Source organism: Actinomadura rubrisoli (genome assembly GCF_004349215.1).
GTDB lineage: Bacteria > Actinomycetota > Actinomycetes > Streptosporangiales > Streptosporangiaceae > Spirillospora > Spirillospora rubrisoli.
In genome coordinates, this window is the sequence record NZ_SMKU01000049.1 from 1 (window position 1) to 18,460 (window position 18,460).

Annotated in this window: 24 protein-coding genes; 15 read left to right on the forward strand and 9 right to left on the reverse strand. The window is 69.3% G+C overall.

The window, feature by feature from the left end; all coding sequences use genetic code 11:
• Nucleotides 1-707 precede the first annotated feature (707 nt).
• Together E1298_RS12630 and E1298_RS12635 are read right to left on the reverse strand one after the other, a co-directional pair.
• Entirely contained in the window at nucleotides 708-1,571 is an 864-nt protein-coding gene (locus E1298_RS12630) for a hypothetical protein (RefSeq protein WP_131892704.1), read from the reverse strand.
• Complete coding sequence (locus E1298_RS12635) at nucleotides 1,571-2,323, reverse strand: MerR family transcriptional regulator (RefSeq protein ID WP_131892618.1); 753 nt, start codon at nucleotides 2,321-2,323, stop codon at nucleotides 1,571-1,573. The genes E1298_RS12630 and E1298_RS12635 overlap by 1 nt, the downstream gene beginning before the upstream one ends.
• 1,257 nt (nucleotides 2,324-3,580) lie before the next feature.
• Here E1298_RS12635 and E1298_RS12640 point away from each other — a divergent pair.
• The 3 genes from E1298_RS12640 (at nucleotide 3,581) to E1298_RS12650 (ending at nucleotide 5,392) form a co-directional block, all read left to right on the forward strand.
• Nucleotides 3,581-4,120: an NAD(P)H-dependent oxidoreductase gene (locus E1298_RS12640; protein ID WP_131892620.1), complete on the forward strand. Its 540-nt coding sequence runs from the start codon at nucleotides 3,581-3,583 to the stop codon at nucleotides 4,118-4,120.
• A 14-nt stretch (nucleotides 4,121-4,134) separates the two neighbouring features.
• On the forward strand, nucleotides 4,135-4,725 hold the full coding sequence (locus E1298_RS12645) for a short chain dehydrogenase (protein ID WP_131892622.1): 591 nt from the start codon (nucleotides 4,135-4,137) through the stop codon (nucleotides 4,723-4,725).
• Nucleotides 4,726-4,822: 97 nt separating this feature from the next.
• Complete coding sequence (locus E1298_RS12650) at nucleotides 4,823-5,392, forward strand: TetR/AcrR family transcriptional regulator (RefSeq protein WP_131892624.1); 570 nt, start codon at nucleotides 4,823-4,825, stop codon at nucleotides 5,390-5,392.
• A 666-nt stretch (nucleotides 5,393-6,058) separates the two neighbouring features.
• Here the strand turns inward: E1298_RS12650 and E1298_RS12655 are convergent.
• Both E1298_RS12655 and E1298_RS12665 read right to left on the reverse strand, forming a co-directional pair.
• Nucleotides 6,059-6,409, reverse strand: coding sequence for a VOC family protein (locus E1298_RS12655; RefSeq protein WP_131892626.1), 351 nt, complete (start codon nucleotides 6,407-6,409; stop codon nucleotides 6,059-6,061).
• Nucleotides 6,410-6,612: 203 nt separating this feature from the next.
• Nucleotides 6,613-6,996: a hypothetical protein gene (locus E1298_RS12665; RefSeq protein ID WP_131892630.1), complete on the reverse strand. Its 384-nt coding sequence runs from the start codon at nucleotides 6,994-6,996 to the stop codon at nucleotides 6,613-6,615.
• Between the two features lie 22 nt (nucleotides 6,997-7,018).
• On the opposite strand from E1298_RS12665, the gene E1298_RS48040 reads away from it, so the two are divergent.
• The 4 genes from E1298_RS48040 to E1298_RS12680 all read left to right on the forward strand — a co-directional run bounded on the left by E1298_RS48040 (nucleotide 7,019) and on the right by E1298_RS12680 (nucleotide 10,106).
• Nucleotides 7,019-7,171, forward strand: a complete 153-nt coding sequence (locus tag E1298_RS48040; protein WP_165975443.1) for a hypothetical protein — start codon at nucleotides 7,019-7,021, stop codon at nucleotides 7,169-7,171.
• Between the two features lie 612 nt (nucleotides 7,172-7,783).
• The gene (locus E1298_RS12670) at nucleotides 7,784-8,017 is read left to right on the forward strand and encodes a hypothetical protein (protein ID WP_131892632.1); all 234 of its coding nucleotides are present in this window, start codon (nucleotides 7,784-7,786) and stop codon (nucleotides 8,015-8,017) included.
• Nucleotides 8,018-8,093: 76 nt separating this feature from the next.
• On the forward strand, nucleotides 8,094-9,038 hold the full coding sequence (locus tag E1298_RS12675) for an AraC family transcriptional regulator (protein WP_131892634.1): 945 nt from the start codon (nucleotides 8,094-8,096) through the stop codon (nucleotides 9,036-9,038).
• 78 nt (nucleotides 9,039-9,116) lie between these two features.
• Entirely contained in the window at nucleotides 9,117-10,106 is a 990-nt protein-coding gene (locus tag E1298_RS12680; RefSeq protein ID WP_131892636.1) for a DMT family transporter, read from the forward strand.
• 123 nt (nucleotides 10,107-10,229) lie between these two features.
• Here the strand turns inward: E1298_RS12680 and E1298_RS12685 are convergent, their stop codons facing one another.
• The 3 genes from E1298_RS12685 to E1298_RS12695 all read right to left on the reverse strand — a co-directional run bounded on the left by E1298_RS12685 (nucleotide 10,230) and on the right by E1298_RS12695 (nucleotide 13,162).
• Nucleotides 10,230-12,023 carry a M64 family metallopeptidase gene (locus E1298_RS12685; RefSeq protein ID WP_131892638.1) on the reverse strand — a complete coding sequence of 598 codons (1,794 nt, stop codon included), beginning with the start codon at nucleotides 12,021-12,023 and terminating at the stop codon, nucleotides 10,230-10,232.
• 119 nt (nucleotides 12,024-12,142) lie between these two features.
• The gene (locus tag E1298_RS12690) at nucleotides 12,143-12,934 is read right to left on the reverse strand and encodes an SDR family NAD(P)-dependent oxidoreductase (protein WP_131892640.1); all 792 of its coding nucleotides are present in this window, start codon (nucleotides 12,932-12,934) and stop codon (nucleotides 12,143-12,145) included.
• An 18-nt stretch (nucleotides 12,935-12,952) separates the two neighbouring features.
• Nucleotides 12,953-13,162 (reverse strand): hypothetical protein, encoded by a 210-nt coding sequence (locus E1298_RS12695; protein ID WP_131892642.1) that lies wholly within the window; start codon nucleotides 13,160-13,162, stop codon nucleotides 12,953-12,955.
• A gap of 218 nt (nucleotides 13,163-13,380) precedes the next feature.
• Between E1298_RS12695 and E1298_RS50290 the strand changes: the two genes are divergently transcribed.
• The 8 genes from E1298_RS50290 (at nucleotide 13,381) to E1298_RS12730 (ending at nucleotide 17,493) form a co-directional block, all read left to right on the forward strand.
• Entirely contained in the window at nucleotides 13,381-13,500 is a 120-nt protein-coding gene (locus E1298_RS50290) for a DLW-39 family protein (RefSeq protein ID WP_211238580.1), read from the forward strand.
• 56 nt (nucleotides 13,501-13,556) lie between these two features.
• Nucleotides 13,557-14,279 carry an HAD family hydrolase gene (locus E1298_RS12700; RefSeq protein ID WP_131892644.1) on the forward strand — a complete coding sequence of 241 codons (723 nt, stop codon included), beginning with the start codon at nucleotides 13,557-13,559 and terminating at the stop codon, nucleotides 14,277-14,279.
• Nucleotides 14,280-14,449: 170 nt separating this feature from the next.
• A complete protein-coding gene (locus tag E1298_RS12705; RefSeq protein WP_131892646.1) occupies nucleotides 14,450-14,674 on the forward strand; it encodes a hypothetical protein in 225 nt (74 codons plus the stop codon).
• A gap of 82 nt (nucleotides 14,675-14,756) precedes the next feature.
• Entirely contained in the window at nucleotides 14,757-15,638 is an 882-nt protein-coding gene (locus tag E1298_RS12710; protein ID WP_131892648.1) for a helix-turn-helix domain-containing protein, read from the forward strand.
• Nucleotides 15,639-15,702: 64 nt separating this feature from the next.
• Nucleotides 15,703-16,452 carry a DUF6879 family protein gene (locus tag E1298_RS50295; protein ID WP_243725549.1) on the forward strand — a complete coding sequence of 250 codons (750 nt, stop codon included), beginning with the start codon at nucleotides 15,703-15,705 and terminating at the stop codon, nucleotides 16,450-16,452.
• Nucleotides 16,453-16,569: 117 nt separating this feature from the next.
• The gene (locus tag E1298_RS12720; RefSeq protein WP_131892650.1) at nucleotides 16,570-16,818 is read left to right on the forward strand and encodes a hypothetical protein; all 249 of its coding nucleotides are present in this window, start codon (nucleotides 16,570-16,572) and stop codon (nucleotides 16,816-16,818) included.
• Nucleotides 16,815-17,168 carry a hypothetical protein gene (locus tag E1298_RS12725; protein ID WP_131892652.1) on the forward strand — a complete coding sequence of 118 codons (354 nt, stop codon included), beginning with the start codon at nucleotides 16,815-16,817 and terminating at the stop codon, nucleotides 17,166-17,168. Before E1298_RS12720 ends, E1298_RS12725 begins: the two co-directional genes overlap by 4 nt.
• Nucleotides 17,155-17,493, forward strand: a complete 339-nt coding sequence (locus E1298_RS12730) for a hypothetical protein (protein ID WP_131892654.1) — start codon at nucleotides 17,155-17,157, stop codon at nucleotides 17,491-17,493. Before E1298_RS12725 ends, E1298_RS12730 begins: the two co-directional genes overlap by 14 nt.
• A gap of 197 nt (nucleotides 17,494-17,690) precedes the next feature.
• On the opposite strand, the gene E1298_RS12735 is transcribed toward E1298_RS12730, so the two are convergent.
• Nucleotides 17,691-17,993 (reverse strand): hypothetical protein, encoded by a 303-nt coding sequence (locus E1298_RS12735; protein WP_131892656.1) that lies wholly within the window; start codon nucleotides 17,991-17,993, stop codon nucleotides 17,691-17,693.
• Nucleotides 17,994-18,234: 241 nt separating this feature from the next.
• The gene (locus tag E1298_RS12740) at nucleotides 18,235-18,444 is read right to left on the reverse strand and encodes a hypothetical protein (protein ID WP_131892658.1); all 210 of its coding nucleotides are present in this window, start codon (nucleotides 18,442-18,444) and stop codon (nucleotides 18,235-18,237) included.
• Nucleotides 18,445-18,460: the final 16 nt, after the last annotated feature.

An 18,460-nucleotide genomic window follows, 5' to 3' on the forward strand; every position in this document is an offset into this window, starting at 1 on the left:
CCACACCAAGGCCCCCGCCCACTCCTCTCCTCCCGTCACCGCACCGCACCCGCGGCGACGCCGCGTCGGTCACCGCGCCGCGTCCGTCACCGCACGGCGTCCGGCCACCCCACCGCCTGCCCTACGCACGGCGTTCGCCACCGCGCCGCGTCCGCCGCGACGCCGCGTCCGTCATCGCACGGTGTCCGCCGCTCCGCCGCTTGCGCTGCGCGCGGCGTCCGCCGCCCCGGCCGTCTGCGCTGCGCGCGGCGTCGGTCACGCCGCCGCTTGCGCTGCGCGCCGCGTCCGGTCACCGGATCTCCTCCGTCGCCGCACTGCGTGTGTCGCGCGCGTCGTCGCGCCGTGTGCGTCACTGCGCCGTGTCCGTCACCGCACCGTGTCCGTCACCGCGCCGTGTCCGCCGCGCCGCCGCGTCCGTGTCACCGCATGGCGCCCGTCACCCCGCCGCCTGCACTGCGCGCGGCGTCCGCCATCGCGCCGTGTCCGTCACCGCGTCGCGTCCGTCGTCGCACGGCGTCTGTCACGCCGCCGCCTGCGCTGCGCACAGCGTCCGTCGTTGCACGGTGTCCGGCCGCCCCGCCGCCTGCCCTGCGCGCGGCGTCGGTCACGCCGCCGCTTGCGCTGCGCGCCGCGTCCGGTCACCGGATCTTCTCCGTCGCCGCACTGCGTGTGTCGCCCGCATCGCGCGCGTCGTCGCGCTGTGTGCGTCACTGCGCCGTGTCCGTTTGTGGCTGGGGGGCGGGTTCCAGGCGGAGTTGCAATGCGTGGACGGCGGCCTTCGGGTCGTCGGCGAAGAAACGGATTGTGCGGGCTTGGGCGCGGCGGCCGAGGGGGCGGACGGCGGTGATCGGCTGAGAGAGCCTGATGATCAAATTGGTCTGACTGGACACCGCCACGGCGAGCCGGTCGTCGTCTACCTGGAACTTGCCGCTCTCGTTGAAGTTGTGGATATACCCCACCTCAGCGATCTGGTCATGTGGGACGCGCAGGTCGAAGAAAGCGCCGTAGCGGATGCGTACCTCGCCGGCGGAAATGACGTGAGGGCGGGTGATGCAGGCCGCGATGACCGCGAGCACCACCAGGAGGGTGTAGGCGTCCACCACGAGGATCACGGCGCGCAAACCCACTGGTGCGCCGATCGCCCGCAGCAGGACCTCAGCAACCACCAGCTCCACGACCATCGCGAACAGGAACATCACCATGGTGGGTGTCTGTACGCGGGAGTATGAGACGGCGGTGGCACCGGGCGGCACCCCGTGGCGGCGCCGCGTGATCCATAGGACGAGGCTGATGATGCCCTGCACGTCGAAGCCCATGATCCGTCGCACCTGTATGGGGATCAGCCGGTCATAGGTGGCCCGGACGGCCGGCAGACGGTCCGCGCCGCCGTGGCGCTCTGCCCGAAACAGCCGGTATGCGGCTGCGGCCTCCAAGACGAGCACGGCGATGACGGCCGCCTCGGCCCCTGCGATCAGCGGGCGGGGAATCGGCACATCGGACACGAGTAGGACCGCCAGCACCAGTTCCGCGGGAACCATGGCGAACAGCAGGCTACGCGCGATCTTGACCATCACCTGCGTTCCTTCAGCACGGTGACCATCAGATGGAAAGCTTCGGCCTGCGCGGCGGATATCTCCCGCGATAGCTCTTCCAGCCAGTGACCGGCTTCGGTGTCCTCAAGGCTCGTGACCATCGCTGAAGCCATCTTGTCGGGAATGTAGGCGGCAAGGTCATCCGCGAGCGCGGCGACGCGAGGATCGCCGGGGTCGGCGTCGGTGAGCTCGTCGAGCCGCGCGTAGAGGGCCTGGCCTCGTACGAGCGCTGCGGGCTCGGTGAGCGGGCGAAGCAGATCGATGAACCGGGCCCGGGCGGTCGAGTCGGATGCACTGCCGAACAAGGTCAGTAGCTCGCGGTCGAACTCGGCGAACGCCGAACCCTCGACGGGCAGACCGCGCAGCACCGCCGCCATGTCGGGCGGCACCGTCGAGTCGGGATGCAAGCCCGTCTCCGCCAGCAGTGCCGCCAACCGGGCCCGTCTGGCACTGATCGTCTCCTGCTGTCGGGCCAGGTCGGCGTCCAGTTCCTCAAGGACCTCCCGCAGCTCCCGGCCCTGATCGTCGGCCAAGACGTCGCGGATCTCGTCCAGCGACAGACCCAGCTCGGCCAGCCGGCGCACCCGGGCCAGAGCCACCGCCTCACGCAGCCGATATTCCCGATAGCCATTGGCCAGCCGTTCGGGCTCGGGCCACAACCCCAGGTGGTGGTAGTGGCGCACGGTTCGGGTAGACACCCCTACCAGCGCCGCCAGCTCGCCGATTCGGATGCCTTCATTAGAAACGTTGACGCAACGACAAGGTCAAACCGTCATCGCCTTGCAGGGGCGACCAGCACGTCTGGCAGTTGGACGCGCAGTCGCCCGGCGCCCCTCTCGGCTGACCTTCCCTCGCCGACCTGGCTCCGGCCCGTCGATTACTGGCTCGGCCCTCACCGCGCACGCCCGACATATCTGCAGGTCGATTCGTACTCCGTTCCTACGTACTTGCCCCCGCGCGTGAGGAGTACCCCGGGTATGCCCCCTTTCCGGCCCGGACCGGCCCAGCTCCGCCCGGCCAGGCCTGACCCGGCTCTGTTCGGCCCGGCTCGCGGCTCGGCCCGGCTCGGCTGGCGAGTTGCTGATGGGCGGATGGCGCTTTGGCTCGCGACTGTCTCGCTCGGTCGCTACCTGACTGCGATCCGCCTGGCTGACACTTGCTGCTTGGCTCTGCCTGGGCACCGCTGTGTCACCCTGGCCACCATCCCCCGGCCTTCGCTTCGATCTGGATGCTGGCCAGGTCACGGCCCTTAACCGACTCGTGTTCTACGCCCTCGATCCGTCCCAATCTCCTCAATGACGTGCTGGTCGAACGGGGGTGCAGGCAACTGGCGCGGGGAGTTGGGCAATGTGGGCTGTCTGTGTGAGGTGGCTGGCGTGGGCTGATTGACGTTGAGCTGATTGGCGTGCGGGACTAATCGGCGTCCGGCGTCCGGCGTCCGGCGTCCGGCTCCTGGCGTCCGGCTCTCGGCGTCCGGGAGTTGGGGTCCTGCGTCTGGTTGTGAGGTTTGGAACTGCCTGCCGGATGCGCGTCGACTTCTGGGTGACGGTCGCACACGGGCTGGGTTCTGGACGAGGCGGGCGCAGTGAGCGTCCTGGGGTCGCACTGGCGGACGAGAGCCGCCCGGACGGCGGTCTGGTCCCGGCGGTAGTGGTGGCCTATTGAGGTGAGGGCGTCGTCCTGGACGGTCGCAGCACAAGACCCGCGGCAGTGCAGCGTCTTCGCGTTCTTGGGTTGCACATCAAGCCGTGTGATCGACGTAAGAGCAGCGGCGGGCATTGGACCAACGATGCCTCGTGGACGGTGCAGACCGGGCGCCCGTCTCCCGTTCGTCGTGGCGCTTGGTGTCAGTGCTCGATCGGACGGGGACCGGGGTGCTGGGGCGCGGAGCCGAGTGAGAGCGGGGTTGACTAGACAAGTCTGTCTGGTTAAGTTGTGATGCGCATACAGACAGACCTGTCTGTCTACTCCCTTGAAGGAGTCGTCTTATGGCGCGCACGCTTGTTGTACTCGTCCATCCCGACCTTGGTGCGTCGCGGGTCAATGCGGCACTGGCCGCTGGTGTTCGTGACCTGTCGAATGTCACCGTCCATGATCTTTATGCGGCCTGTCCTGATCTGCACATCGATGTGGCGCGGGAAAAGCGGCTGCTGGAGGAGCATGACCGCGTGGTGCTGCAGTTCCCCTTCTATTGGTATTCGGCGCCGCCGCTGCTTAAGAAGTGGTTGGACGAGGTGTTGGAGCGTGGTTGGGCGTACGGACCGGGTGGCGAGGCACTCCACGGTAAGAGGCTGCAACTCGTGACGGCGGTCGGGGGCCAGGAGGAGCTTTACCGGCCTGATGGGCTCAACCGATTCCCGGTAAGGGATCTGCTATCGCCGTTCGACGCGACCGCGAACCTCACAGGTATGCGATATGAGGAGCCGTTCGTCATCCATGGCTCCGCATACCTGGACGAGCGGGAACTGGAGCAGCAGGTGCGGCGTTACCGCAGTCTGCTCCAGGAGTCCATGTCGATCGTGGCGTGAAGGGGAGCAGCCAGGTGAAGATCATTATTGTCGGGGCGTCCGGCACCATCGGCTCGGCCGTCGCCGACCTGCTGGAGAAGGAGCATGAGGTCGTGCGGGCGTCGCGGCGTGGCTCGGTGCGAGTCGACATGGACGACCATGCGTCGATCGACGCGCTTTTCGACACCGTCCAAGATGTCGATGCCGTCGTGTGCTGCGCGGCCAGCGGAGCCCTCACACCATTGGACTCGGCGGACGGCGACTTCACCGCCGGATTGCAAAACAAACTGCTCGGGCAAGTGCATTTGTTGCGGCGGGCGTTGCATCAACTGCGAGACGGCGGTTCGGTCACCTTGACCAGCGGTGCCTTCGACCGGCCCGTGCCGGGCAGTTCGTTCAGTGCGCTGGTCAACGCGGGCCTGGAGGCGTTCGTGTCGGCGGCGGCGATCGAGATGCCGCGCGGGCTGCGGGTGAATGTCGTCAGTCCGGGGTGGGTCGCGGAGACGCTTGAGGCGATGGGCTTGGACGGCGCGGACGGGACCCTGGCCGCAGAGGTCGCACGTGCCTACGTCGAGGCCGTCGAGGGCGATGCGCAAGGACGGACGTTCAGCCCCAGGCGCACCTGACACCTCGCTCCAGGACGGACGGCTCTTCTCGACGTGCGGAAACAACTAGACTGACCGGTCTGTCTGTACGATGGGAGCCTCTGGGAGGAGCCGTCCGATGACCACGAAGACGCGTGAGCCGGCTCGCGATCGGATTCTGAGAACCGCGACCGAACTCTTCTACGCCTACGGCATCCGTGGTGTCGGCATCGATCGCATCATCGCGGATTCGGGCGTGGCGAAGGCGACTCTCTACGCGCATTTCAAGTCCAAGGACGAACTGGTCCTGACCTTCCTGCGGCAGGCTGACGAGAAGTGGCGCGGAATGCTGCGCGAGGCGGCCGCGGCGGCGGGCGGCGATCCCCGGGAGCAGCTCGTCGAGATGTTCGGCGCGATCGAGGCGGGGAGCGACGGCGGCGACTTCCGCGGATGCGTGTTCATCAACACCGCGAGCGAGTCGCTGCAAGGCACGCCCGTCCACCAGGCCACGATCGAGCACAAGCGGGCCGTCCGCGCGTGGGTGGCCGGACTCGCCACTGCCGCCGGCGCCCCGGACCCGGCGCTGCTCGCACGGGAGTTGACCATCCTGCTGGACGGCGCGATGTCCGCAGCGGCTCTGGAATCGGTCCCCGACGTCGTGCCCGCCGCGCGTCTCGCGGCCCGCGCCATCGTCGAACGTTCCGTCTGACGCGCCGTCCGTCCGTCTGACGCGCTGTCCGTCCGTTTCGTCGTGATGCCGGGACCGGGCGCGGCGTGGTCGCGGAGCTTCGTTGACGTGCGGTTTGGATGGATTGTCGCTACCTGACAGACGAGAACGCGCAGTCATGGACATGCACTCGGCTTGGGGGTTGCTGCGACCCGTCGATCAAGGTGCTACTGGAGCCGAGTGGGCGCCAACGGCGTCGCGATGAGGGTGCCCACCTGGGGATGCATCTGGGGATTCGCGGTGGGTAGCGCAATCCACCGGTGTCGTGTCGCTGTGGAGGCCCGTCGCCCACAGGGTGTGAACGGACTGTGCGCAGACGCGCCGTCGAAGGGGCTTCTTCGCAGGTCAGCGGCTTTTCCACGACGTGGATAACTGATCGCGGTCATGGGGAGCCGCCTGGGGAAGAATGGTGGACGCCGGGGCGTGCGGTCATTCCCAGGTTGTGCACCAAAGTTATCCACAGGTTGTGGATTTTCGGCCTGACCGTCCAGCGATGGCTAGCCTGGGGATGACGGTGTTCGACGTCGCACCGTACGTCCGGAATCCCCTGTCGCCTGGGGATTTCCCTGTGGAGCGATGACCTCGCAGAGCCGGTGAGAGAGGTGAGGAGCATGTGCGCAAGGTTGCCCCCAGCCTGTGGACAACGTCCTAGAGGTCCTTCGCCGCCGGATGGCGCGGCTGGTAGATGGGCAACTCGCCGCCGCTCGGCAGCCGTATCGCCGCGAGCAGGCCCCAGCCCTCGTCGCTGATCGGCACGTCGATCACCACGCCGCGCTCGGTGAGGTCGTCGAGGGTGGCCTCGATGTCGTCACACATCAGGTAGAACTCGTGCCGCGACTGTCCCTCGGTGGGGTGCGCGGCGAGTTCGGCGGGCGGCAGCTTGAAGATCAGCCAGCCCTGCCCGGCGTCGACGCCCGGGAATCCAAGGACGTCCCGGATGAAGGCGCGGTCCGCCTCCGCATCCTGGCTGTAGATGATCACATGTGCCCCGTTGATCATGGCTCCTCCTTCGCCCATCTCGGACGTCCTACCCAGTTCGGGGACGGATCGCTGCGGCCACGAACATCGGGATCACCAGGAAGAGCCGGTCGGCGCGGGCCCGCTCGCGCTGTTCCTCCAGCCAGGCGCCCTGGCCGTCCCCAAGCGCGGTGATGAGCGGCCGCGCGACCTCGCCGAGGAGGACGGCCTGCGGACCTCGACGATCACGTCCCGGAATCCCGCGCCCAGCAGGAGGTGCGGCGCGCGCGGGCGGCACGCGGGCTCGATACGCGGTCGGCGCGGACGCAGGCGCGGGCACGGGAGTGGACGCGGGTGCGAGCGCGGGTGAGTTCGGGGTAGGACGGGTCGCCCAGTAGGAGGTTGTGGTGGGCGTGGGTGGCATGCGGGCTCGATCTGCGGTCGGCGCGGACGCGGGTGAGTTCGGGGTCGGACGGGTCGATCAGCAGGACGTTGCGGTGGGCGCAGGTGACACGCGGGCTCGATACGCCGCGGGCGCGGACGTGTACGTGGGCGTGTACGAGGGCGCGTGTGAGTTCGGGGTGGGACGAGTCGACTAGCAGGAGGTTGCGGTGGGCGTGGATTGGCACACGGGCTCGATACGCGGCCAGCGTGTACGAGGGCATGGACGTGGGTGTGTACGAGGGCGTGGACGCGGGCGCGGGTGAGTTTGGGGTTGGACGGGGCGATCACCAGGGTGTCCCAGTCCTGGCCGGCCAGGACGATCTGGTCGCCGGGGGCGAGGGCGCGGCGGGCCTCGCCTAGCGCGCACGGGCTCGGCCAGGTCGCGCAGCACCTGTCGGCCCGGTAGCCGGTGGCCTCGCCGTGCGCGAGCGGCAGGTTGCTCGCGGTCCGAGAGTGGCGGGTCGTAGGCGGTCTGGGGGCGGAAGTCGGCATCCGGGTCGCGCGGCCGCGCGACCGCGATCATCTGATTGCTGAGGTCGACGCCGACCGCGCGCGGTCAGATCGGCGACGTCCCGTCCAGTCCCGCGCCGCAGCCGACGTCGGTGACGAAGGAGCCGGGCGCGGCGTGCAGGAGCCCGTCGGAACGGGCGCGCAACGACGAAGGGGCCGGGTGCGGCGTGCAGGAGCTCGTAGGAACGGGCGCGCAAGTCGGCCGTGCCGGGCGAGGTGTCGGCGGCGTCGAGGCGCCGGATGAGGTTCGGGCTGATTTCGGTTGGTCTGGACATGGACCGCAGGCTGCGACTTAATGTCGACATGAAGTCAAGCCCCGCAGCCGCCGCGCCACGCCCGGCGGGCGCGGACGCGCGTGCGTACGATGGGCCCGGTTCGGCGTGACAGGGGTGCGCGGCAGGGCGGTCGAACCGGCCCCGACCTGCGAACACCAGTTCGAACGCGTGCTAGGCTCGCGGACTTATGGGGCACCTTCTGAACGAGCCGGTCCGCGCCGAGCACGACCCGGCCGGACGGCTCACCGCGTACGAATGGCGGGGGTCGCGCTACGCCGTCGACGAGGTACTGAAGACCTACGGGACGTCCCAGGACGGCCGGGTCTACCGGGTCCGCGTCACCGGCGCCGAGGGCGTCGCAGTAGCGGAGCTCGGCCGTGACGAGGACCGCTGGCGGCTCCGGCACATCTTCTCCGCCTGACCACCAGCCTGCCGACCGACCGATCGCCGACCACCTGAGCGCAGGCCAGGCGAGCGCAGGCCAGCCCGGCGGCGGTATGGCGAGCGTCGAGCAGTCGAGTTCCGTTCGGACGATCGCCGAGCAGTCCTCCGCCAGCGAGTCGATCGGCGCACCCCCGGGCGGGAGGAGAAGGAAGGAGGTAGCGGATCGGGCTGTTTGGACGCGGGTGGATGGCATTCAAGGGGTCTCGCTCGATCTGTTGAGCGCCCGGTTCCGTCGGCAGCACTATGCGCCGCACGCCCATGACGAGTTCGCCATCGGGGTGTGCGTCGATGGGCTGGAGACCATGCGGTACCGGGGCGAGAAGATCTATTCGGCGGCCGGGAGCGTCGTCGTGATCGAGCCTGGAGAGGCGCATACCGGTGGTCCGGCCGGTCCGGAGGGTTACGCCTACGTGTGCCTCTATCCGAGCGCGGAGTTGCTCGGGGCCGTGACGGGGGCGGAGTCGGCGCGGCCGCACTTCCGGGAGCCGATCATCGATGATCCGCGGCTCGGCGAGGCGTTGCGGCTCGCCCATCGCGCGCTTCAGGCAGGTGAGGACCCGCTGGAGGGCGAGGCGCGGCTGCTCGGGGTGCTCGGCGCGCTCGTCCAGCGGCACGCCGCGTCCGGGCATCGGACGGTGATGCCCCGAGGAAGGCGAGGGCAGGTGGCCCGCGTGGTCGCCGACCGTCTGTCGGACGAACTCGTCGATCCGCCGACGCTGGCCGAGGTGGCCGCCGATCTCGACCTTTCGCGCTACCAGTTGTTGCGCGCCTTCCGCGATGCCATGGGCATGCCCCCGTACGCATGGCTCGCCCAGCATCGGGTGACGCGCGCGCGGGCGCTGCTCGACGCGGGGCACCGGCCTGCGGAGGCGGCGACGCTCGTCGGGTTCGCCGACCAGGCGCACCTTACGCGCTGGTTCCGGCGCGTCTTGGGCGTAACACCAGGCGCGTACCGCAACAGCGTTCAAGACAGCGCCCTCCGGCGCCTCGCACCCTGAGTCCTGTGGCCCGGCGGAGGTGACCCGGGGTGGACGAGGTGCGCCGTCCGGCCGGGGCGGTCTGAACGGGGGGACGTGGTGAGTCGCCGCGGCTGGGTGCTGTTCGCGCTGATGAGCGTGCTGTGGGGCATTCCCTACCTGATGATCAAGGTGGCGGTCGAGGGCGTCTCGGTGCCCATGCTGGTGTTCGCGCGGACCGCCCTCGGCGCCATCCTGCTGCTGCCGCTGGCGGTCCGGGCCGGGGGCTTCGGCGTCGTCCGCCGCCACTGGCGCCCGCTTCTGGCGTTCGCCGTGCTGGAGATCCTGGGGCCCTGGGCCCTGCTCTCGGACGCCGAGCGCCGGCTGACCAGCTCGATGACCGGACTGCTGATCGCGGCCGTCCCGATCATCGCGGTGGTCCTCGCGAGGCTCACCGGCGACGCCGAGCGGCTCGGGCCCGTCCGGTGGGTGGGCCTGCTGGTCGGGCTCGGCGGCGTCGGCGTGCTGGCCGGGCCGCATCTCGGCGGCGGCGACGCGTGGGCGCTCGGCGAGGTCATGCTGGTCGCGCTCGGGTACGCGACGGCGCCGCTGATCGCCACGAGGCGCCTCCAGGACGTCCCGAGCCTGCATCTGGCCGCGTCCTCGCTCGCGCTGGCCGCGGTCGTCTACACGGGCCCGGCGATCGCCACATGGCCGGACGAGCTTCCCAGCGGACCCGTCCTGGCGGCGCTGGCCGGACTCGGGGTCGTGTGCACGGCGGTGGCGTTCATGGTGTTCTTCGAGCTGATCCGCGAGGTCGGCACATCGAGGGCGATGGTGTTCACGTACGTGAACCCGGCCGTCGCGGTCGCCGCCGGAGTCCTTTTCCTGGACGAGCCGCTCAGCGCGACGATCGTCGCCTCGTTCGCGCTGATCCTCTGCGGCTCCGTCCTGGCCACCGCCCGCCGTGGCCCGGCCACCGTCCCCGAGCCAGGGCCGGCGCCGGAACTGGACACGGTGTCCGATGCCAGGCCGGAGTCTGGTGCCGGGACGGTGTCCGGTGCTGGGCCGGGGTCTGATGCCGTCCCCGAGTCCGGGGGGCGGGCATAGGGCCGATGGCACATCGGCCTAATGACGTATCGCCGTCTCGGCCGCCGAGACGACGACCGAGTCGGCGGCGGCCTTCGGCGGGGGAGGCGCGGACCTTCGGGAGAGAGGCCGCGCCTCCACGCGTCAGCGGAGTGTCACGATGAACCTGCCCGGCTTGGCGATGTTGCCCGCCGGGTCGATCGCGCGGTACTCGATGGTGTGCCTTCCCTTGCCGAGCTTGCCGTAGGTGAGGCTGTCGATGACCGTGCCGTTCTCGGTGAACAGGAATGGTGCAGTGGAGTCGGTCGGCCAGCCGAAGTAGTTGAACCAGCCGTCACCGTCCACGCGGAACTCCGACACCACCACGCCCGGACGGTCGTCCGCGCCGGTCAGTCGCATGCTGAACGGGCCGTCGAAAACGTACTCGGGCGTGCTTCCCGGACGGGTTCGGCTCTGCGTGGCCTTGGACAGTTCATACTTCACGGTCGGACGGCGTGCGTCGATCGTCCACGTGCGGGACTTGGAGCCGACACGTGCGACGAGGCGGTGCGTGCCGTTGGACAGGCGGAACCGTCCCAGAGCGATGTCACGGTCGCCGCCGCGTACACGCTTCCCGTCCAGTTCCCAACGGACGGCCGGGACGCTCCGTACCGGGTGTGTCGTCTCCGCGTACACGACGCCCTCACCACCTACTGGCTGGTCGGTCGCGGTGGTGGAAGTGAAGTCGACCGGTACGTTCGCCGGTGGGGTCTTGAGGCGGGTGTCCACCGTCCACGTGCGCGTCTGGGTGAGTGCGGCGGACGACCGGATCGCCGGGTCGCGGACGAAGGCGGTCGGGTCGGTGACCGTGGCCTTGACCGTGTGCATGCCTGGTCTTAGGTGAAGCCAGGACAGGTCCAGGTTGGACGCCTGCTTCCGTACCGTCTTGCCGTCGACCGTCCACGTTGTGGACAGCTGGTGCCCGGTCGGGTGCATCGTTTCCACCCACAGGACGCGGTCGGCACCTACCGGCGAGTCACTGGGTGATTGCGCCTGGATGAGGTTGACCTTGGCAGAGATCCGCTCGGTCATCCGTTCGCGCGCGACCTGGTCGAAGTAGTAGCCGAGCGATTTCATCATGGAATGCCGGCTTGGCCTCCACACGCCTGTGGTGCTGTAGAGGCCGCCTTCGTACCGTCCGATGGTGCCGCCCGCCTCGCTGGGTTCGCCCAGCCAGCGCCACCACTTCTTCTTCTGCGCCGTCATCTCCTGCTCGGTGAGCAGAGTGTGGTGGATGGAGCCGGGCTCCGGTCCGGTGTATGGCCCGCCAGGGACGCCCCGCTGGTAGTAGTCGTACTCGTCGTCCAGTCCGCCCAGCGAGTGGCCGAGCTCGTGCGGGGCGATGAGCGCCGACATGGCGTTGCCGCCCGAAGCCGTCGCATAGGTGCCGCCTGCGCCGCCGTAGGTGTCGCTGTTGGCGAGGGCAAGGATCTGACGGTTCTTCACGGTCGTCCCCTGGACGAGGTCCGCGTACGTCTTGCTCGCGTCAGAGTCCATGACGAGGAGGCGCTGCGGACCCTCCTTCTCACAACCGCCCCAGAACGCCATGCTCAGCGGTGTCTTGTGCCGTGGTGAGGACAGCTCGGGATCGCAGCTCACACCGGACTCGTCCGACGGGATCTCGACGGCGTACACGTTGATGTAGCTGCGGTACGACTTGAACGGCTCGATCGTCCACAGGTCGTTCAGATGCTTGGCCAGGTGGGTGCGGAACTTCGGCATGTCCGCCGCCGTGTAGCCATCACCCATGATCACCAGGTTGAAGCGCCGCGCGGGATCGCCGGTCACCTGGATCGGCACCACCGTCGCGTCCGTGGGCGCCGCCTGCGCGGGCACCGCCGCCAGGGACAGGACGATCGCGACCACCGCCCCGATCGCGCTTGCCTTACCTCTCCACATGCACGGACCTCCTCGCGGGGCGCGCACGGCGGGCGGGGTCGGCCCGGGGGGACGGCGCGCCCGCTCGTCCCGCTGATCAAGCGGGGCTGAGCTGGATTATCGCGGGCGGATCCGGCATGTCAACGCTTGTCGCGCTGCCCGTCCGCCAGCCCGCTGGAGATCGTGTGCCCGCCGGCGCGCCGCTGGACGGCCGCCGACAGCACCGGCGCGACGCCGCCGATCAACGCGCCGAGGCGCAGGCCGAGCGGCGCTACGTCCACCTCGGCGAGGTTCTTCTCAATGGCCCGGATGGTGCCCTGCGCGACGTCCCCCGGCGAGCGCGTCCCGACGCCCCGTGGCAGCGTGATGCCCGCATCGGCGAACATCCCGGCATCCCGGATGAACCCGGGGAACACCGTCGAAACACCCACGCCGTGCGGCCGCAGATCCTCCCGCAGCGCCAGCGCGAAGCCCCGCATCCCGAACTTCGTCGCGTTGTACAGGGACGCGTTCCCGGACGCCGTCTTACCGGCCAGCGACGAGACGAAGACCAGGTGCCCGCGGCCACGATCGGCCATCCGCTCGCCCGCCAGCTTCGCCATCACGATCGGGGCGCGCAGGTTCACATCGAGCGCCCGGTCGATCTCGGTGACCGAGTAGTCCGACAGCAGCCCGGACGCGGGAAGCGCCGCGTTCGCCACCACCACGTCGACGTCGCCCGCCTCGTCCAGCAGCGCCTCGACCGCGTCCCGGTCGGCCAGGTCCGCCGCGACGGCCCTGCCGCCGACCCGCTCGGCCAGCGGCTCCAGGACCTCGGCGCGGCGGCCCGTCAACACCACCCGCCCCCCGCGCGCCGCCAGCGCGGCCGCCAGCGCCCGGCCGATCCCGCCGGTCGCGCCTGTCAGCAGGACGTTCGCTCCGCGCAGATCCATGGCGCCGATGATGGCGGATCACATTCCGATCCGCCAGAGCAGCAAGATGATCGACGAGAGCACCAGCCCCGCCGTGCCCAGCGGCACCTCGCCCAGCGCGATCATGGCGGTGCAGCCGCTCGCGGTCAGGCCCGCGACGAGCACCATCCCGAACCCGCCCGACGCCCCCTCGTCCGGCGGGCCCGGTTCGAGTTCGCGTTCCCAGAGCCCGAAGTCGTCCTCTGGCATGGGCCACTCCCGAAGGTCGTCCTTCGGATTATGCGGCCGGACGCCCCGTTCCGCGAGAGGGCGCGGTCACACCGGATTGGACGCTAGGTCCGATACCCCCGTGCGGGTGCGGACCGCCCGGGATCGGTTGCTAGGCTGCGGAGAGTCTGGGGGAACAGTCATCGATTCGCAACGTTTCCCAGGTTTGGCTTCGTAACCGAGGTGAAGGGGTCCCCACCGTGAAGAAGCTGCTCATTCTCGCTGTTGTCGCGCTCGGCGGCTTCGCTGTCTGGCGCCGCCTCCAGCAGGACCGCGCCGAGCTCGACCTGTGGACCGAGGCCACCTCGTCCGACAGCTGAGACGCCGGCGGTAATCCCGCGGAGAGCGCACGTCCTACTTCGAGGGAGGGCCCGGCGTGAGCGAAGCAGCGACGATCACCATCGCCTGCCTCGATCTCGCCGGGACCACTGTCGCCGACGGCGACACCGTCGAGACCGCCTTCACCGAGGCGATCGCCGCCCTGGGGATCGTCTCCGGCACAGCGGCCCACGAGCGAGCGATGACCCGCTTCCGCGAGTCGCGCGGTGGCTCGAAGATCGGAATCTTCCGCTCGCTCTTCGACGAGGCACGCGCCCAGGCCGCGAACATGGCCTTTGAACGGTCCTACGACCAACTGGTCAACCGGCGCGGCCTGCGTCCCATACCCGGTGCCGATGACGCCATCGAGCGCATCCGCGGCGCCGGGATCCGAGTGTGCCTGCTCACCGGATTCGGCCGCCGCACCCAGGCGGGCATCCTGGACACCCTCGGTTGGTGGGACCGCGTCGACCTGACGCTCTGTCCCGAGGACGGCCGCGGCCGCCCCTGGCCCGACCTCGTCCTGATGGCCGCCCTCCGCCTCGGCGCCGACGACGTCCGGCACATCGCCGTCTGCGGCGACACCGCCAACGACATGCTCTCCGGCCGCCGCTCCGGCGCGTCCATCGTCGCAGGCGTCCTCACCGGCGCCCACGACCGCCCGCGCCTCCTCGCCGCCGGCGCCACCCACGTCCTCCCGAGCGTGGCCGCCCTACCGGACCTGATCCTCTCCGGCCCCCCGACCCCACTCAATGACGCGCTGACCGCCGACCACGGGTAAGCTTGTCGCGCCCCCAAGGGGCCTTAGCTCAGTTGGTAGAGCACCGGCTTTGCAATACTCCCAGGTGAAACGGTGTACGACCAGGGTTTGTCCCAGGTCGGCCGTATCGGTTTTCGACCAAGCCGGTGCTGAAACTGGGGCCCCTCGTCTCCTGAGAACAGGAGACGAACGTGGCGCCCCTCCTCGATCCCGACGCCCGTGCCGCCCGCTTCCACGCCCGGCTACGCGCCCGCCGCCGGGCCCGCCGAGCCGCATGGCGCGAATCAGGCGGCGACCCCGCCATCTTCGCCGACATCATGCGCGGGCACGTCAAGACCGGATACCTTTTCTACTACGAGGACGAGCCCGAGCCCGCGATAATCGTCTTGTGGGACGTGTTGTCGATGTGGTGCTAGAGCCAGGCGCCCCCGTTTGTGAAGCGGCAATCTGCGGCAAACCCCCCACGCCAGCGGGGCCACCTGGGTAGAACCTGGAGGCATGCCCGCCCCAATCTCGTCATCGGTACAGGCGGCCCGGCAGCGTCTCGCCGATCAGCTGAAAGAGCTGCGGGAGGACGCCGGGCTGTCCGGCCGTGAGCTCGCGCGGCGCGCTGGCTGGTCAGCCGGGGTTGCAAAAGTGTCCAGGATCGAACATGGGCATCGGCCGATCTCCATCGAGGACCTTCGCAGATGGTGCGAGGCGTGCGGGATATCCGAGCAGCGCACGGCCGAGCTGCTCGCCGAGCTCCGCGCCGTCGCGGGCATGTGGGCAACGCATCGCCAGCTCAATCGTGGTGGCCTCAAGGGCCGCCAGGAGCAGCTCCGCGACAAGTACTGGCGGGTGCGGCGCCATCGCGTGTACCAGACCAAGGTCATTCCCGGCCTGCTCCAGACCAGAGCCCTCACCACCGCGTACCTGACGCAGGTGCGCCAGGAGCAGGGCCTCGCCGTCGACGACGTGGACGGGGCCGTCGACTCCCGGATGGCGCGGCAACGCTGCATGGAGCGCCCGGATGCCCTGTGGCTGTTCCTGCTGGAGGAGGACGTCCTGTGGTACCGGCCCGCCCCCGCCCCGGTGCACCGCGAGCAGCTTCAGCACCTGGCCGCGGTGATCGGACGACCGACCGTGGCCCTCGGGATCATCCCCCGCGACGTCGACCGGCGCGGTGTGTCACCGGACGAGTCGTTCACGATGTCGGAACTACCCGACGGCACGCTCGTCACTGTGGAACTGGTGTCCGGCGACCTCACCCTCACGCAGCCCTACGAGACACGGCTGTACGCCGAGGCGTGGGACCGGCTGTGGTCCCTGGCGGTCCATGGTGACGCGGCGCGGACGCTCATCGAAGGGGCAGTGGAAAGCCTCCCTGACGAGTCTTGACGGCCGGACACCGCCGGGCGAGGGTCGGGACTTGACCTGATCCCCGAGATGACAGAGGTGCGTGGTGGGCAACCCTGACTTTGTGGGCGGCGGTGGCTCCGGTGACGAGGAGTGCCCGGCCGTACACCGTGATCCGCTCACTGGCGGCTTCTACCTGGTCGGCCGCCAAGTGACAGATCCCGACGTCCTCAGTGGCCTTCGTGAGCACCTGGCGATCGCCGCCGACGAGGCGGTGATCTGGCAGCCCGCCGAGATGGCGGACGTGCTCGCCGAGGCCGCCACCGGCAACTACGCGCAGGGGCGGCAGGGGCCGGGGGAACCGACGTTCCGCGAGCTGCTCGCCCGCACGCAACGCAGCGCGGTGCACCTGGAGATGCGCGACACCTACGAGCCCGACCATCCCGGGTTCAACGATTGGCTCCAGGGCGGTTCGGGGCGCGTCGACCGAACGCCATGGACATCGCTGGTGGAGGAAGCGACCGCGCGGGGTGTGAAGATGCGGCGGGCGCGGATCGTGTCAGAGCCGCCCACGGATTACATCCGCTGGGAACACATGATCACTGACGTCAACATCGCCGCGGGCGAAGACGTGCGGTGGCTGCCCCGGCGGCAGGCCGCCGACCTCCTGCTCCCGCACGCAGACTTCTGGATGTTCGACCACCGCATCGTCCGGTTCAACTACAACGCCGGCGACGGGACGAGCCTGAAGGCGTACGAGTTCGCGTCCGATCCACGGCGGGTCGCGCCGGTGGTGGCGGCGTTCGAGATGGTGTGGGAGCGGGCGATTCCGCACGAGGAGTACAAGCTGGGCTAATCGTCGAGCTGGGTAGCGGCAAACGGCGGCAAACCTCTGGCCTCGCAGATCCGGTCGGTTGGACGCTCTGTATCAGGTGACACAAAGCGTCCAACCGATCGGAATGAGGTCCCGACTATGAGCACGGTACCGGCCGCGGATGACGTCGAAGCGCAGAAGATCGAGGCGCAGAAGACAGCGCTTCGCGCGGAATTCCCGGCGTGGTCGATCATCCACACTCGGGATACGGGGCGGTGGTGGGCGACGCGCGGGCCGCTCGTTCGCGAAGACCTGAACCAGGCCGCGGCGGCCGACGCCGACACGCCGGACGGGCTGCGGTCCAAGCTCCGGGAGCTGACCGCCCCCAGGACGCGGGATGGCCTGTGACGCCGACACAGCACCTGGACGGCCTCGCCCGAGTCCTCCCCGCCGCTGGCTGGTCGACCCGCCCGCGGTATGAGGAGATCCCCGTCCTCCTGCGTGTCTTCTCGCCCTACCTGCCCGCGTTCGGCGAGAGCGTGTGGGTGAAGCCGGGTGTGGGCGGAGTGCCGTGGTTCATGTCCTCGTCGGGTGACCCGATCGCTCCGTGTCATGACCTCGTGGGAGCGGTGCAGGGCATCGCCGACCGGCTGGGCCCGATCGCAGAGGCAGCGCGCGCCATGGGGCAGGAGGGCCCGCTGCGGCGACTGGTGACCCGGATTCAGCACGCGATGAGGAGGTCACATGTCATTCGATAAGCCCCGTAAGTCTGATGTGCCAGGCGATCTAATGGCGAAAATGTACGGCCCCGTAAACGCTGTGTACGACGAGATGCGCGCCAACGCCCCGCTAGTCGTCGCGAAGTGCGTGAGCGGCCGCGGCGAGCCTGCCATCGAGGCGCGCCTGCGCGTCAGTTATCGGGCCGAACCGACACGGACCATCAAGTGGGACAAGGGAGCGCAGTGCTACGTGTGGGTCGGCGGACCCGATGATGGCGCCGGGCTCGGCCGGGAACCGCGGCAGGTGGCCGAACGGATCGCGGAGGCGCTCGGTGCGCCGTTCTCTGCGCCTCCCGCCAACTAGAGCCGGGGCGGCGCCGCCGAGGGAAGTCCCCGAACTCGACCGCGCCGCCCCTTGTCAGACGCCGCGGCCCCGGCGTCCGCTCTCAACGCCTGCAGGCGGGCCCGGGGCTGTGGCCCGTCCGAGCGCGTGACGAAACCGCCCGCCGCCTCCGCATCAGGAGGAGACGGGGGGTTCGGCGTTTGGACTCGCCCTGGCCGTTAGCCGGAAAGGCGCGTGTATTCGCCCTTCTTGCCCTCGATACTAGTAACCGTCAGGCGCTTTCCGTCTGAGGAGACTACACCGGTGACGGACGCTCTGCTTACCCCACAATCGAGGTTGATCCGATAGGTTCGCTTTTTCTTCTCTTCCTTATAGTCACCCGTGCAGCCTGCGTATTCATCTTGCAGGGCCACTGTTCCATCGCTACGAAACTCGACTGTTTCGCCGTGCTGGCCACGGCGCCATTTTCCGGTGATGGGCGCTGAACCGTTTGAACAGGCAGGAATCAGTAAGATCGTCATTGCGGTTGCGGCGAGTAGGCTGCGACGCACGGGGGCCCCTGAGTGTCGGTGGCAAGGCTCCCGCAGGTTCCCCTACTGGACGACGATCCTCAACAGGATCGACTGAACTGTTAACCCGGCGAGTCCGCTTGCGCTCTGCCTCAGTGGGAGACGCCCCCGCCCCTCCACCCGGGAGGAATGGGGACGTTGTCGTGACCGGCCTCTCGAAAGGGACCGGTTGCCCCGTCCTTTGAGGGCGGCCTTACATTCGGTGGCCGCGGACCGGTGCGTCGTCCGGTGTCTTGTTGGGGACCTTCCAGACGCCGAGCGCGACCAGTGCCGCGGCGCCGATGGTGACGAGTTCGGAGGTGTCGAGGGTGCGGTCGTCGACGGCGGCCTGGACGGTGGCGAGGACCGGTGCGGCGGCGGCGATGACGCCCTTCCAGTATGCGCTGATCCGGAGCTTCTTCATGTTCCCCTCCTCGGGG

What these genes read in the sequence shown, in the direction of transcription:
- E1298_RS12690 (WP_131892640.1), bottom strand. Translation starts at nt 12,934, where the DNA reads ATGGATCTGCGCGGAGCGAACGTCCTGCTGACAGGCGCGACCGGCGGG.
- E1298_RS12720 (WP_131892650.1), top strand. Translation starts at nt 16,570, where the DNA reads ATGAGCACGGTACCGGCCGCGGATGACGTCGAAGCGCAGAAGATCGAG.
- E1298_RS12685 (WP_131892638.1), bottom strand. Translation starts at nt 12,023, where the DNA reads ATGTGGAGAGGTAAGGCAAGCGCGATCGGGGCGGTGGTCGCGATCGTC.
- E1298_RS12710 (WP_131892648.1), top strand. Translation starts at nt 14,757, where the DNA reads ATGCCCGCCCCAATCTCGTCATCGGTACAGGCGGCCCGGCAGCGTCTC.
- E1298_RS12695 (WP_131892642.1), bottom strand. Translation starts at nt 13,162, where the DNA reads ATGCCAGAGGACGACTTCGGGCTCTGGGAACGCGAACTCGAACCGGGC.
- E1298_RS12655 (WP_131892626.1), bottom strand. Translation starts at nt 6,409, where the DNA reads ATGATCAACGGGGCACATGTGATCATCTACAGCCAGGATGCGGAGGCG.
- E1298_RS12670 (WP_131892632.1), top strand. Translation starts at nt 7,784, where the DNA reads ATGGGGCACCTTCTGAACGAGCCGGTCCGCGCCGAGCACGACCCGGCC.
- E1298_RS12730 (WP_131892654.1), top strand. Translation starts at nt 17,155, where the DNA reads ATGTCATTCGATAAGCCCCGTAAGTCTGATGTGCCAGGCGATCTAATG.
- E1298_RS12650 (WP_131892624.1), top strand. Translation starts at nt 4,823, where the DNA reads ATGACCACGAAGACGCGTGAGCCGGCTCGCGATCGGATTCTGAGAACC.
- E1298_RS12630 (WP_131892704.1), bottom strand. Translation starts at nt 1,571, where the DNA reads ATGGTCAAGATCGCGCGTAGCCTGCTGTTCGCCATGGTTCCCGCGGAA.
- E1298_RS12740 (WP_131892658.1), bottom strand. Translation starts at nt 18,444, where the DNA reads ATGAAGAAGCTCCGGATCAGCGCATACTGGAAGGGCGTCATCGCCGCC.
- E1298_RS12640 (WP_131892620.1), top strand. Translation starts at nt 3,581, where the DNA reads ATGGCGCGCACGCTTGTTGTACTCGTCCATCCCGACCTTGGTGCGTCG.
- E1298_RS12735 (WP_131892656.1), bottom strand. Translation starts at nt 17,993, where the DNA reads ATGACGATCTTACTGATTCCTGCCTGTTCAAACGGTTCAGCGCCCATC.
- E1298_RS12675 (WP_131892634.1), top strand. Translation starts at nt 8,094, where the DNA reads ATGGCGAGCGTCGAGCAGTCGAGTTCCGTTCGGACGATCGCCGAGCAG.